This window comes from Pseudosulfitobacter pseudonitzschiae, from assembly GCF_900129395.1.
Lineage (GTDB): Bacteria > Pseudomonadota > Alphaproteobacteria > Rhodobacterales > Rhodobacteraceae > Pseudosulfitobacter > Pseudosulfitobacter pseudonitzschiae.
This window is the reverse complement of sequence record NZ_FQVP01000005.1, coordinates 375,067-388,489: the sequence shown is the minus strand read 5'-3', so window position 1 is coordinate 388,489 and position 13,423 is coordinate 375,067. Positions and strand designations below refer to the sequence as shown.

13 protein-coding genes are annotated in these 13,423 nt (G+C 63.1%); 3 read left to right on the top strand and 10 right to left on the bottom strand.

Annotated features, from left to right (window positions below):
- Nucleotides 1-11: 11 nt before the first annotated feature.
- The 5 genes from BUC08_RS16475 to rpiB form a co-directional block, all read right to left on the bottom strand.
- The gene (locus tag BUC08_RS16475) at nt 12-620 is read right to left on the bottom strand and encodes a hypothetical protein (RefSeq protein ID WP_156024896.1); all 609 of its coding nucleotides are present in this window, start codon (nt 618-620) and stop codon (nt 12-14) included.
- A 91-nt stretch (nt 621-711) separates the two neighbouring features.
- Nucleotides 712-1,377 (bottom strand): alpha/beta hydrolase, encoded by a 666-nt coding sequence (locus BUC08_RS16470; RefSeq protein WP_037929440.1) that lies wholly within the window; start codon nt 1,375-1,377, stop codon nt 712-714.
- Nucleotides 1,374-2,006 (bottom strand): DNA-3-methyladenine glycosylase family protein, encoded by a 633-nt coding sequence (locus BUC08_RS16465; RefSeq protein ID WP_037929437.1) that lies wholly within the window; start codon nt 2,004-2,006, stop codon nt 1,374-1,376. Before BUC08_RS16465 ends, BUC08_RS16470 begins: the two co-directional genes overlap by 4 nt.
- The gene (locus BUC08_RS16460) at nt 2,003-2,743 is read right to left on the bottom strand and encodes a precorrin-6A/cobalt-precorrin-6A reductase (protein WP_037929432.1); all 741 of its coding nucleotides are present in this window, start codon (nt 2,741-2,743) and stop codon (nt 2,003-2,005) included. The genes BUC08_RS16465 and BUC08_RS16460 overlap by 4 nt, the downstream gene beginning before the upstream one ends.
- Before the next feature lie 21 nt (nt 2,744-2,764).
- Nucleotides 2,765-3,223 carry a ribose 5-phosphate isomerase B gene (gene rpiB, locus BUC08_RS16455; protein WP_037929429.1) on the bottom strand — a complete coding sequence of 153 codons (459 nt, stop codon included), beginning with the start codon at nt 3,221-3,223 and terminating at the stop codon, nt 2,765-2,767.
- Between the two features lie 233 nt (nt 3,224-3,456).
- On the opposite strand from rpiB, the gene BUC08_RS16450 reads away from it, so the two are divergent.
- Entirely contained in the window at nt 3,457-4,731 is a 1,275-nt protein-coding gene (locus BUC08_RS16450; RefSeq protein ID WP_037929426.1) for an MFS transporter, read from the top strand.
- Nucleotides 4,732-4,735: 4 nt separating this feature from the next.
- Here the strand turns inward: BUC08_RS16450 and BUC08_RS16445 are convergent, their stop codons facing one another.
- The 4 genes from BUC08_RS16445 to cysS all read right to left on the bottom strand — a co-directional run bounded on the left by BUC08_RS16445 (nt 4,736) and on the right by cysS (nt 9,616).
- Nucleotides 4,736-5,500, bottom strand: a complete 765-nt coding sequence (locus BUC08_RS16445; RefSeq protein WP_037929424.1) for a squalene/phytoene synthase family protein — start codon at nt 5,498-5,500, stop codon at nt 4,736-4,738.
- Nucleotides 5,484-6,479, bottom strand: a complete 996-nt coding sequence (locus tag BUC08_RS16440) for an alpha/beta hydrolase (RefSeq protein ID WP_037929422.1) — start codon at nt 6,477-6,479, stop codon at nt 5,484-5,486. The genes BUC08_RS16445 and BUC08_RS16440 overlap by 17 nt, the downstream gene beginning before the upstream one ends.
- On the bottom strand, nt 6,469-8,082 hold the full coding sequence (gene cimA / locus BUC08_RS16435) for a citramalate synthase (protein WP_037929419.1): 1,614 nt from the start codon (nt 8,080-8,082) through the stop codon (nt 6,469-6,471). Before cimA ends, BUC08_RS16440 begins: the two co-directional genes overlap by 11 nt.
- A gap of 178 nt (nt 8,083-8,260) precedes the next feature.
- Nucleotides 8,261-9,616, bottom strand: a complete 1,356-nt coding sequence (gene cysS, locus BUC08_RS16430) for a cysteine--tRNA ligase (RefSeq protein ID WP_037929416.1) — start codon at nt 9,614-9,616, stop codon at nt 8,261-8,263.
- A gap of 235 nt (nt 9,617-9,851) precedes the next feature.
- Here cysS and BUC08_RS16425 point away from each other — a divergent pair, with 235 nt between their 5' ends.
- Nucleotides 9,852-11,030 carry a pyridoxal phosphate-dependent aminotransferase gene (locus tag BUC08_RS16425; protein WP_037929407.1) on the top strand — a complete coding sequence of 393 codons (1,179 nt, stop codon included), beginning with the start codon at nt 9,852-9,854 and terminating at the stop codon, nt 11,028-11,030.
- 21 nt (nt 11,031-11,051) lie between these two features.
- On the opposite strand, the gene BUC08_RS16420 is transcribed toward BUC08_RS16425, so the two are convergent.
- Nucleotides 11,052-11,816: an SDR family NAD(P)-dependent oxidoreductase gene (locus BUC08_RS16420; RefSeq protein ID WP_028957666.1), complete on the bottom strand. Its 765-nt coding sequence runs from the start codon at nt 11,814-11,816 to the stop codon at nt 11,052-11,054.
- 313 nt (nt 11,817-12,129) lie between these two features.
- Between BUC08_RS16420 and BUC08_RS16415 the strand changes: the two genes are divergently transcribed.
- Nucleotides 12,130-13,353, top strand: a complete 1,224-nt coding sequence (locus BUC08_RS16415; protein ID WP_051694600.1) for a calcium-binding protein — start codon at nt 12,130-12,132, stop codon at nt 13,351-13,353.
- Nucleotides 13,354-13,423 lie beyond the last annotated feature (70 nt).

Here is a 13,423-nt window from a genome sequence, read left to right as displayed (position 1 = left end):
TGGAATCGCCTTTAATTGCTGGCGAACGGCATATCGCGCCATCCCTCGCGTGCGCAGCTGCGTGCCCGCGCCGACCGGATCGCCCGTCCGTTCACGCGCAATTCCGGCATGATTTCGCGGCTCAGATCATAAACCGCCAACGCCAGGCACAGCGGCGGCATGTCCTGGGTCTGCGACAGGTTCACGAAATGCACGTCGACATATTGGCCCGTGCGCACGCGCCATTGGAACGACCGGTAAACGGTGCTGTCCGGTGTTTCGTTCAGACGTTCGGCAAACAGCGCGCTCCACGGGGTATCGCGCAGCCAGTCGGTCTGTTGCCAATCCTGCAAGCCGACGACCCAGACATCGGCCCCCGACAGGTCCGACACCTCTTGATGCCGGTTCATCGCCTGATCGGGTGCATCAATCTGCATCATCGCACGGCCGACACCCTCGGGCATTCCGGCCATGCGCAAAATAAATTTGCGGCCCAGCTCTTTTTCCAGCGTGATCGGTGGAACAAAATCTCCGGTGCCGCGTTGGGCGTAGACGACAGGTGCATAGAACTGCGCCCCCAACAAAACCGAAATTCCCATAACCGCCTGAGTTAAGGCGGATTTCACCTGTTTATTCAACATGCTCTATCCCTGCTTGCCATTGCTCTTTTGCTATTGTGACAAGTGAGGCATAAAAATTCGTTGAAAAAAAGGGTTGCAGCCCTAATCGGCGTCAGAATCCCAGTTTGTCGCGCAAAAATGCCAGTGAAATGCTCAGACCATCCGGCGCGATGCCATGGGCGGTGCCTTTCATTACATGCGCAAACACGTCTTTCCAGCCCGCTTCCTGCAGGGCTTCGGCGGCCTGTGGCAGCGACTGCGGTGGCACAACGTCATCCTGATCGCCATGAACCAACAGGACCGGAGGACGCGAGACAACCTCGTCCGCCAGCACCTCGGGATTCAGCAAACGCCCCGAAAACGCCACCACTCCGGCCAGCGCATCCTCGCGGCGCGGGGCCACGTGCAGCGCCATCATCGTGCCCTGGCTGAACCCGAACAGCGCGACCTGCTCGGGCATCAGATCCTCGTCGACCATCAGCGCGTCCAGATATGCGTTCACATCCTCGACAGCTGCGCGCATCCCGCGTTCGGCCTCTTCTTCGCTTGATCCGTCGATCCAGGGGATCGGGAACCATTGAAAGGCATTGGGCATCCCGTCGATGCGTTCCGGCGCATCGGGCGAGACGAACAGCGTGTCGGGCAGATGTTCCGACAACGGATCGGCCAGCCCAAGGAGGTCAGCCCCGTTTGCGCCGTAGCCATGCAGAAAGACGACGGCCGAGCGGACCTCGCCTGATGCCGGTTCGCGGCGTTGCGATTGAAGAACGCGAGTCATGTGATCCCTTCCCTGCCTTTTGCTACTCGGTAGTACGCAAACAGGCAGCGCGCCGCAACCGATCGCCACGGTGTCCAGCGTTCGGCCATCGTCCGCAGCTGTTTGGGCGTGGGCCGTGCGGGCAGATCATACAGCACCCGCGCCGCCTCTTGCAGTGCCAGATCGCCCGGCGCGAACACATCGGCACGGCCCAGGCTGAACATGGCATAGATCTCGGCGGTCCACACACCGATGCCCTTGACCGCGACCAATGTGGCAATGACCTGCGCGTCGGGCGCGTCGCGCAAGGCGGCATAGTCGATATCCGCCCCCGCCAGCGCCTGCGCATAGGCAATCTTCTGACGGCTCAGGCCGACAGCGCGCAGACCGTCATCACCCGCAGCCAGAACAGCGGATTGCGTCGTCAGGCCCGCACCTTCCATCCGCGCCCAGATCGCGGCAGCAGAGGCCGTGCTGACCTGTTGGCTGACGATCGCGGACAGAAGATGCGCAAAGCCGTCCGGCCGGCGGCGCAACGGCAAGGGACCTGTCTGCGCCAGCGCCCGCGCCATCTGTGGATCGTTTGCAGCCAGCCACGCAGCCCCTTCGGCCACGTCGGCGTCGGTTTCGATGATGCGCCCCACGCTCACAGGCTATCAGCCCAGCGGGCGACGGCGGCGACATCGGGCAAATGTGTGCCTTCCGGTGCAACGGGCCGCGACAGCATCACCATCTGCAATCCCAAGGCACGCGCCGCTGACACTTTAGTTTCCGACGCGGTCCCACCGGTGTTGCGAAACAGGACGGCATCGACCGCCAGCTCGCGCAACACGGCCACCTCGGCGTCATGCGAGAACGGCGGGCTGCCGAAAACATAGCGAATGTTGCCCCGCGGTGGCGGCATGGCGTGCCGCGTGGTCTGACGCACGAACAACTGCCCACCGAACCCCGCAAGCGCCGGCAACAGCGCACGGCCCACGTTGGTAAAGACGCGTTCGAAGGGCGCAATCGAATCGGATGCCGCGGCCATGTCGGGCACATCGGTCCATCGGTCACCCGGTGCAGGCCTCCAGGCAGGCCGACGCAACAGCGCATATTGCGCCCCTGTCGCCTTGCAAGCCGCCGCCGCGTCGGTGCTGATCCGCCCCGCAAATCCGTGGGTCACATCCAGAAGATGGCTAAAGCCACCTGCCCGCAGCGCCTGTGTCAGCCCCGCACGATCCGGCGTCACCTCCGGCAAGTCGGACACCACACCCTTGGGCGGGGCACCGTCGCAAAGAACGCGCACCTCAAGCCCCGCACGCCCGCGCACCGCCGCCAGAGCCGCAGCCGTCTCACCGGCACCGCCCAGCAGCAATATGCGCGCACGCGGCGCTTGTGGTGTCATGCCATACCCCTTGCAGGTGCCTCAGGCGGTCACGTCCGCGCCTGCTTCGATCATATCCACGCGCGTGGCATGACGGCCACCTTCAAACGTGGCGTTCAGAAAGGCATCGACGATGTCCAGCGCCAGCCCCTCACCCAGCACGCGCGCGCCCAGCGACATCATGTTGGCATCGTTGTGCTCGCGGATCATGCGGGCCGAGAATGTGTCAGAGCACACGCCGCAACGGATGCCCGCCACCTTGTTCGCCGCCATCATGATGCCCTGCCCGGTGCCACACAACAAAATGCCAAGCTGGCAATCGCCCGATGCGACTCGTTCGGCCGCGGCTTTGCCGTGCAGCGGATAGTGCGTGCTTTCGGATGTGGTCGGGCCGATGTCCACGACCTCCCAGCCTTGTTTTGCAATATGCGCGGCGATGTTCTGGCGCATTGCAATATCGGCGTGATCGCTGGAGATAACGATGCGTTTGGTCTCTGTCATGATGTCTTGGTCCCGTGTCCCAGGCCGGTCGAGGAAAAACCCCGGGGGATCGGCTGGTCAGTGTTGCGTTCAGTTTTCCGGTGCGGCGCCTATAGCACAGGCCTCGCGGGCGCGCAGCCGCTGAATTGCCCCCGAAGTGACGTGACGTAGCAGAAGCCGCGAAAAGGCCCCGCTGGAAAATATCTGTGGCCCGATACTTGCCGATGTCAAATTTCAGGTTTACGCCTCTCGAAATGACACACACACATGACAGCCGGGCCAAGCGTAACGTGGCCGTTCTGGTCTGCGCCCAGGCATTTTTGGGCAGCCAGATGCCGATGATTTTCGTGGTGGCGGGGCTGGCGGGGCAATCGCTGGCGACCAACGTCTGCTTTGCCACGCTGCCTATTTCGCTGATCGTTCTGGGCTCCATGCTGGCGGCGACGCCGGTGTCGGCGATCATGCAACGCTTTGGCCGCCGCGCGGGCTTTTTCGTGGGCGCAACCGGGGGTGCTGTGGGTGGCATGGTGGGGGCTTACGGCCTGTACCTGGGATCTTTCCCGATCTTTCTGGCGGGCAGCTTTCTGACCGGTATCTACATGTCGGCCCAGGGCTTTTACCGCTTTGCCGCCGCCGACACCGCGTCGGATGAATTCCGCCCCAAGGCAATTTCCTATGTGATGGCCGGGGGGCTGCTCTCTGCGGTGATCGGCCCGCAGGTGGTCAAGCTGACGGCAGACGCCTATGTGATCCCCTTCCTCGGCACATACCTTGCCGTGATCACCGTCAACGTGGTCGGCTCGCTGCTGTTTCTCTTCATCGACATCCCCAAGCCGCCCGTCCCTGCGCTGGATGCGCCCAGTGGCCGAAGCCGTCTTGAGCTGTTGAAAACGCCGCGCATCGCCGTCGCGGTGATCTGCGGGACGGTGTCCTACGCGCTGATGAACCTTGTGATGACCTCGACCCCGCTGGCGGTTGTGGGCTGTGGCATGACGGGCGACCTGTTGCCGGGCACGGACCTGAGCGGGCTGAGTGCTGCCGAGCAACGCTCGACCTTCATCAATCTGGCGTCAAACGTGGTCACGGGCCACGTGCTGGCAATGTTTGCGCCCTCTTTCTTTACCGGGCATCTGATCAACCGCTTTGGCGTGGAAAAGATCATGGGGCTGGGCATCGCCATTCTGGGCGCGGCTGGCATCGTGGCCTTGTCCGGTGTGACCCTCTCCAACTTCTTTATCGCGCTGATCCTGCTGGGACTGGGCTGGAACTTTGGCTTTATCGGGGCGACGACCATGCTGTCGGGATCGCACCTGCCCCATGAACGCGGGCGGATGCAGGGCCTGAACGACCTGCTGGTGTTCGGCGGCGTGACCATGGCGTCACTGGCCTCGGGCGGGTTGATGAACTGTTCCGGCGGCAGCCCCGTCCAGGGCTGGGCCGCGGTCAATATCGCGATGGTGCCGTTTCTGGTTCTGGCGGGCGGGTCGCTGATCTGGCTGATGCTGCGCCCCAAGGAGGCCGCAGCCTAAGCCGTCAGGACCAGCGCCACAGCAAAAACGACTGGCGCGCCGGGTTGATCTGCAACGCCCCTGCCGCCACGCGGCCCGGATCGCGGGCCGCCTGTTTCAGGATGGCCTGCGTCAGGAACCCTTCGGTCAGCGCAGGCGCGCCCGAACCCGCGACACGGCGCAACGCCGCACGGTTGGGCATAGATGCCAACGCAGCCTTGCACAGATCGGCCACCGCCTCGGCCCGCCCGTCCACCAGCGGCACGCGCTTTTGCGCCTCAAGCTCGGGCACGGCCTGCAGGAACCGCGCCAGTCCCGTCGCGGTGCCAAAGGCGCGCACCGGTGCCTCGGCCTCGGCCCCTGCCCCCAATGCCTGTGCCGCCGCCCACATCAGTTCACCCGAAGTGTCGGCCAGATAGCTGTCAAAATGCGCCGCGTCCTCGAACGGGTCGCGGTAAATATCCCAGCGCCGCGCGGCGACCAAACGGTCCAACGCGCGGGCCGCATCGGCATCCAGCGCATGGGCCAGCGGCGTCACCACCTCATGCCGCCGCACGATGCCGCCTTTTGCGATCTCTTCCAGCGCATCGCGCCACCATTGCAGACGCATCTCGGCGATCATCGCCTCTTGGGTAACCCAAGGCGCGCGCGCCACCTCGACGTTGAACGCATACAGCGCAAACAGCACCGAACGCGCGGCCACTGGCGCGGCCATGGTGGCGCGAAAGCGGTCGGGATCGGCCTTTTGCACCAAAGCGGCACAGGCGGTCAGGTCACTGTCGAACGGCATCAATCGCCTCTTGGATAACAGCCAGCGTTTGCGGCGCATCGACAATGTCCAAATGCCCCACGTTCGGGACGATATGGTACTGTCCCACATCGGTCACGCTGCGCATCAGCGGCGCATAGGCGTCCGCAACAAAGGCCTCGTCCTGCGCGCCAACCACCAGCGCAAAGCGCGGAAGTGCCGCAACATCGCCCAGAAAATCGGACCGCGGCGCAAAGCTGCTGTTCAACCGATAGGAATAGGCCGTGGTCGCCGTGCGTCCCAACGGGCCTTCCAGAACGGCACGCGGCATGTCGAATTGAATGATCGTCAGGTGGTTCAGCGCGCGCACGCCCACCGCGTTCAGCATGCTCAGCCCGATGACACGGCGCACCAGCACCCGCGCCCAGCCGCCTGAATTGCGCCGCGTGGTGGCCGCGTTGTGTTTCAGGAACGGAGCCAGCAGAACGGCGCGATCAATCATTGCGCCATGCGCGCCACCGGCCATGCGCACCACCAGCCCCCCGCCCGAGGAATGGCCCACCATCACAACCTTTTGCCCCGTGCGGGCCTGATCGGTGATCAGATCGGCCAGATCATCTTCGTACTGACCAATATAATCCACATCACCCCGCCGCCCCGGTGCCGCGCCGTGACCGCGCAGATCGGGCACCACCACGTCGGCCTCGGACGCCAGCGCAGAAGCCAGCGTGTGAAACTGCATGCCATGCCAGCCCGATCCGTGGATCAGCACAACCAGAGGCACATTTTCGCGCCCCGCCGCCCCGTAGCGTCGGATTTGCAGCGCATATCCGTCGCGCATCCGTACAGGCGTGGTGGCGGGCACATCCTCCAGCCCCCGCGCCAGCGTTTCGGTGAAATCAAGGCCGCTGTCGTCGCTTGACTTGGTCGGGCCGGGGCGTTGCGTGACGATCAGCCCGATTGCAATCGCCAGGGACGTAACGGCAGAAATGGCCGCAAACTTCAGGACACTAAGCAACATCGCGGATCAGCTTCCATTTGATCGCGTCCAGCAAGGCCTCGAACGAGGCATCGACTATGTTGGCGCTGACGCCGACCGTAGACCACCGCCGCCCTTGCCCGTCTTCGCTGTCGATAATGACACGGGTAACGGCCTCGGTGCCGCCTTGGGTGATACGCACCTTGAAATCCACCAGCCGCAAGTCTTCCAGATGCGCCGAATAGCGGCCCAGATCCTTTGACAATGCCTTGGACAGCGCGTTCACCGGGCCACGGTCGCTGCCGGTCTCGTCCATGCTTTCGCTGACCGACAACAGCTTTTCGCCATCGACCTTCACCACGACCACGGCTTCGGACAGGCTTATCATCTTGTCATATTTGTTTTTGCGCCGTTCGACCGTCACGCGATAGCGTTTGACATCAAAGAACTCGGGCAATTGCCCCAGCTCCTCGCGCGCCAGCAGCTCGAACGACGCCTGTGCGGTGTCATAGCTGTAACCTTCGGCCTCGCGCGTCTTGATCCGGTCCAGAATCCGCCCCAGCGCGGGGTCGGCACGGTCCACGGCCAGCCCCATGCCGGTCAGGCGCTCGCGCAGGTTCGACTGGCCCGCCTGGTTCGACATCGGGATGATGCGCGTGTTGCCGACGCGGGCGGGGTCGATGTGCTCATAGGTCGTGGGGTCCTTGGCGATCGCACTGGCGTGCAGGCCGGCCTTGTGCGCAAAGGCGGAAGCACCGACAAAGGCCGCCTGTTTCTGCGGCACCCGGTTCAGGATTTCGTCCAGCATCCGGCTGATGCGCGTCAGGTTCTCCAGCGCCTCGGGCGGCACGCCGGTCTCGAACCGGCTGGCGTAGGGCTCTTTCAACAGCAGGATCGGGATCAGCGTCGTCAGGTTGGCATTGCCGCAGCGTTCGCCAAGACCGTTCAACGTGCCCTGAATTTGCCGCGCACCTGCGTCCACGGCGGCCAGCGCACAGGCCACGGCGTTTTCGGTGTCGTTGTGGGTGTGAATGCCAAGGTGATCGCCCGGAATGCCCGCCGCGATCACGGCGGCGGTGATCCGCCCCACATCCGCAGGCAGCGTACCACCATTGGTGTCGCACAGCGCAATCCACCGCGCACCTGCGTCATAGGCGGCGCGGATCGCGCGCAGCGCATAGTCGGGGTTCGCCTTGTACCCGTCAAAGAAATGCTCCGCGTCAAAGATCGCCTCGCGACCCTGTGCCACCAGATGGGCCACGGATTTGGCGATGTTGTCGGTGTTTTCCGCAAGCGTGATGCCAAGGGCGGTTTCGACGTGAAAGTCATGCGTCTTGCCCACAAGGCACACCGCAGGGGTGTTTGCGTTCAGCACGGCGGCCAGCACGTCGTCGTTCTCGGCGGACATGCCGTTGCGCTTGGTCATGCCGAAAGCGGTCATGGTGGCGCGGGTCTGGGGGGCCGCGTCGAAAAAGGCACTGTCGGTGGGGTTGGCCCCGGGCCAGCCGCCTTCGATGTGGTCGATGCCAAGGCTGTCGAGCGCGCGGGCGATGGTCAGTTTCTCGTCGGTCGAGAATTGCACGCCTTGGGTTTGTTGCCCGTCGCGCAGAGTGGTGTCGAAGAGATAGAGGCGTTCGCGGGTCATGATACCCTCCCGACCAGTTGGGCTCTGGTGTCTGCGACCAACCCAGCAGCAACTTTACCTTCGCGTTTCAGATCATAGGGCAGCCCCCGACCGCGGGTGGGGGAGAAGCCCCCGCCCGGGGGGGCGGTCGGGGGCTGCCCGGCGTACCGCCGGGCGGGACATTCAAGACAGCGCACCATCACAGATCCTCCAGCTTGGAAGGATCAAACGCAGGCCCAGCGACCAGATCAACGCCGTCCTTGCGCATCTTCACTTCGACGCCAGCTGCCACCAACATCTGCTTCATGGCATCCAGTTTCGAGAAATCCTTGGTTGCCATGGCCTCAGCACGGACGGTGGAGAACGCAGCCTCATAGGCACTCAAATCCGCATCAGTCGCCGCAGCCCACGCTGGCACGCCATCTGCAACCAGTCCAACCAATCGCAGGCTTGCCAAGAGCGCGCTTGCATCACTATTTTGAGCAAGCTGGTGCATCTCGCCAATTGCCTGTGGCGTGTTCAGATCATCGGCCAACGCCTGCATGACAGCCTGCGGCACCTGCCCCGCGTCGGCTCCCTCGACCTGCCCGTACCACTTGCGCAACGTCGCCTCCGCCTCGGCCCGCTTCTTCTCGGTCCAGTCCATCGGCTTGCGGTAATGCGTCGACAGCATCACGAACCGGATCACTTCCCCCGGCACGCCCTGCTCCAGCAAATCGCGCACGGTAAAGAAATTGCCCAAGGACTTGGACATCTTCTTGCCCTCGACCTGCAACATCTCGTTGTGCATCCACACGGTCGCCATCTGCTCGGTGCCATTGGCGCAGCAGCTTTGCGCGATCTCGTTCTCGTGGTGGGGAAACATCAGGTCGTTGCCGCCGCCGTGAATGTCGAAGCGGTCGCCCAAAAGCGCCTTGGCCATGGCCGAGCATTCGATATGCCAGCCGGGCCGACCGCGTCCCCACGGGCTGTCCCAGCCCGGTGTCTGGTCGTCCGAAGGCTTCCACAGCACGAAATCCATCGGGTCCTCTTTATAAGGCGCCACCTCGACCCGCGCGCCCGCGATCATGTCATCAACCGACCGCCCCGACAGCGCGCCATACCGCGCATACTCGCGCACCCGGAACAGCACGTGCCCCTCGCGCGCGTAGGCAAAGCCGCCCTCGATCAGCCCTGCGATCATCTCGACCATCTCGGCAATATAGGCCGTCGCACGCGGCATGTGATCCGGCTCCAGCGCGCCGATGGCCCCCATGTCATCCAGAAACCACTGCGACGTCTCGGCGGTGATCTCACCGATGCTGCGCCCGCTTTCGGCGGCGCGGGCGTTGATCTTGTCGTCCACATCCGTGAAATTGCGCACATAGGTCACGCGCGGATACTGCGTTTTCAGCAGCCGGTAAAGAATATCGAACACCAGCACAGGCCGCGCATTGCCCAGATGGGCGCGGTCATAGACCGTCGGTCCACAGACATACATCCGCACATTTTCAGGGTCCAACGGCGCAAACAGCTCTTTGCGACGGGTGGCGGTGTTATACAGATGAATGTCCATCAGGCGTCCTCGCGCAGGTGTTGGCGCGGGCCTAGCAATTCTGATGTGTCATGGAAACAAAGAACCGGCCCGCTGAGTGGATCAGCAGATAATGCAGCAGGTGATAATGATGCAGGTTCTTGTCATGACGCCAGCTAACCCACAGCGACACGCGCGGTCAAGTCCCCGCTGGTGTTGACAATTCAGGGCTGCTCTGACCCCTTGGCCGAAAATCAGGACGGCAAAGGAACAGCACATGAAGATTTCGCATCGGGTCACAAATATCAATGGTGGCGGATCGGACGGCTGGGACGTGTTCCTGAAGGCGCGCGGCATGATCGCCGAAGGCGTCGCCGTGACCGAACTGACCATTGGCGAACACGACATCCGCACCGCCGCCCCCATCCTGCAAGAAATGCACCGCAGCGCGATGGGCGGGCACACAGGCTATGCCATGGTGCCGGGCATCAACACGCTGCGCGACACGGTGGCGGCACGGGTTCAGGCGCGCACCGGCGTGCCGACCACGCGCGACAATGTGATCATCACGCCGGGCGGTCAGGCGGCCCTGTTCGCGGCGCATTCGGTCGCCTGCGATCCCGGCGATACGGCGCTGTATATCGATCCCTATTACGCCACCTACCCCGGCACGATCCGCGCGGTCAGTGCGGTGCCGCAATCGGTGCCCGCCCATGCTGACAATGCCTTTCAGCCCCGCGCGGCGGATATTGCGCAGGCCGCGGAACAGGGGGCAAAATCGCTGTTGGTCAATTCGCCCAACAACCCCACCGGCGTGGTATACAGCCGCGAAACGCTGGACGGGATCGCGCAGGTCTGCAAGGCGCACGACCTGTGGCTGATCTCGGACGAGGTCTATGACACGCAAGTGTGGACAGGCGACCACCTGAGCCCGCGCGCCCTGCCCGGCATGGCGGACCGCACGCTGGTGGTGGGGTCGATGTCGAAATCCCACGCCATGACCGGGTCGCGCTGTGGCTGGATCGTGGGACCACAGGACGTGATCGCCAACCTGGTGAACCTTGCCACCAACACCACCTACGGTGTGCCCGGATATATCCAGGACGCTGCCAACTTTGCCCTGAACCAGGGCCCGCAGGTCGAGGCCGAAGTCTCCGAACCCTTCCGCCGCCGCCGCGAAAAGGCGATGGCGGTGCTGGCGAAACAGAACACCATTTCACTGGTGCCGGCACAGGGGGCGATGTACCTGATGCTGGACATCCGCGCGACGGGACTCAGCGGCGATGATTTCGCCAACGATCTGTTGGACACGCACCACATTGCGGTGATGCCGGGCGAAAGCTTTGGTCAGGCGGCGGCGGGTCACATCCGCGTTGCGATGACCATCGACGACGACCGGTTCATCGCGGCGCTGGAAACCCTGTGCGATTTCGCGGCCGGGCTGGCGAGAAAATAAGGGCTTGGGGGCGCGGCGCGTTCAGACGTGCTGCCCCCCGTTGATCGGGATCTCTGCCCCCGTCACATAGGACGCCTTGGCGCTGCACAGGAAGCTGACCACCTCGGCCACTTCCGCAGGGCTGCCCAGGCGTTTCATCGGCACCTGCTGCTCCACCATCTCCTCGGTGCCCGCCGACAGGATCGACGTGGCAATCTCGCCGGGTGAGACGGCGTTCACCCGCACCCCCTTGTCGCCCAGCTCGAAAGCCAGCTCGCGGGTCAGCGCCGACAACCCCGCCTTGGACACTGCATAGGCAGAGCCTGCAAAGGGATGGATCTGCTGACCAGCGATCGAGGTCACATTGACCACCGCGCCCCTGGCCTGTTGCAAGGGGCCCAGCAGTTCGCTGCACAGCATCATCGGCGCCATCAGGTTGACCATCATCACCCGCTGGAAATCCTCCAGCGATGTGCCCGTCGCGGACATGCGCCCGCCATCCGCGGCCTTGGGCGAGATTCCGGCGTTGTTCACCAAAGCGTTCAACCCCCGTGCGCCCAGACGTTTCTTCAACTCGGCCATGCTGGCGCGGATCGACACCGGATCGGCAAGGTCGACCTCGATGTGCTGTACGATCCCCTCGGCCCAGGGGCACACGTCCGAGAACGGCGTGCGGGCCAGCGTGAACACCTCCCAGCCCGAATTGTGGAACTCCTTGACGATGGCATGTCCGATCCCCCGACTGGCACCGGTGACGGCAACGGTGGGTTTCTTGAACGGGCTGTTGTCCTGGGTTTTGTCAGACATGGCGCATGTGTCCTTTTGTCAAAATGTTCAGCGGTGCGCTGACGCATCAACGCATACGCGCCTTGGGGGCGCTGTAAAAGCGATCGCTGCGCGCGCAGGGGCGAATTCCGCCGTCTCTGCCCCCATTTCGGGCACAGAAAATCGTGTTACTGCCCCTTGAACGCAGCAAAGTTATGTCACTTGACATAGCTTGGCCAACCTTAACTGCAATTGTCATCTTTGCCTTGCATTATCCATCTTGAAGCAAAACGAAAACCTGTCCTAATTCGTCTTATTCCAATCACTTACACATTCCAAAAGGTAGAATTCGACGATGCCCGTATCCTATACCGCGATCAATCTGACCACCTTGCAACAGCTGACACTGGACGATGTGGACCTGACATTCTTCAACCAGACAGCCTACAGCTTTCCGCCCAATTCATCGGTGCTGGCGGGTGCGCCCGAAACCACATTCCAGACCGAAAACGTCTTCACCATAACCATGAACCTGGGCACCGTGAACGGCGTACCGCAATCGGTGACCGCATTCTTTACCGGCGACTGGCCTGCGCCGCTCAGCCCTGCCGAGATGTCCAACATCAACACGCTGAACAACTGGCTTCAGGCCGCTGGCAACATCCAGATCGATCAACTGACGCTGATCGACACGCGCGGCGGCGGGTTCAGGATCGACATCGACTTTGACGGCGAAGGCCCCACCCCGCGCGAGTTGGTCACCTCGTGGGCCGAAGAGGACCTGGTGAACGTGCTGCCGCCCGAGCCGCTGGACTGGACCGGCACGGATGGCGTGGATATTTTCAGCGGCACCGCGTTGGATGATGTGTTGCATGGGTTGGACGGCAATGACCGTCTGCGCGGGCTGGACGGCAACGACACCATGTATGGCGACGATGGCAACGACCTGCTGATCGGCGGCAAGGGCAACGACGAATTGCACGGCGGCCTGGGCGGCGACAAGATCAACGGCGACGCGGGCGACGACATGCTGGTGGGCGGCGCCGGGCGCGACGTGCTGCGTGGCGGGTTGGGCGACGACACACTCTATGCCTCGGACAAGAACGGCGACAGCGATGCGCTGGACGATGTGAACCACCTGAAAGGCGGCAAGGGCAATGATTTCCTCTATGGCGGCGATTTCAACGACACGCTGGACGGCGGCAAGAACAAGGATATTGTCTATGCCGGCGCGGGCGACGATGTGCTGATCGCGGGGCGCGGCAATGACGTGCTGCACGGTCAGCAAGGCGCGGACACATTTGTGTTTCAAAGCGGCAAGATCAGCGGCACCAAGCTGGTGGACATCACCCGCTTTGGCGGCGACCACCTGCTGTTGGAAGGGTTCGAAGGGCTGGACGCCAGCGTGATGGATCTGGACCTTGGCGACCGGTTTCAGGCGATCCGCGATGCCGGCATTTCGGCCACCAATGTCGGGTCCGTCTGGACCGTGGATTTCAACGGCGAGGCCCAGATGATCATCAACGGCGGCTCGTTTGCCACCGAAGAACAGTTTTTTATCATGATGGACTTTATCTAATGCTTTAAACCTTTCCCCAAGACACCTTGTGAAACGCAAACCGCCCGCAGGCATCACCTGCGGGCGGTTT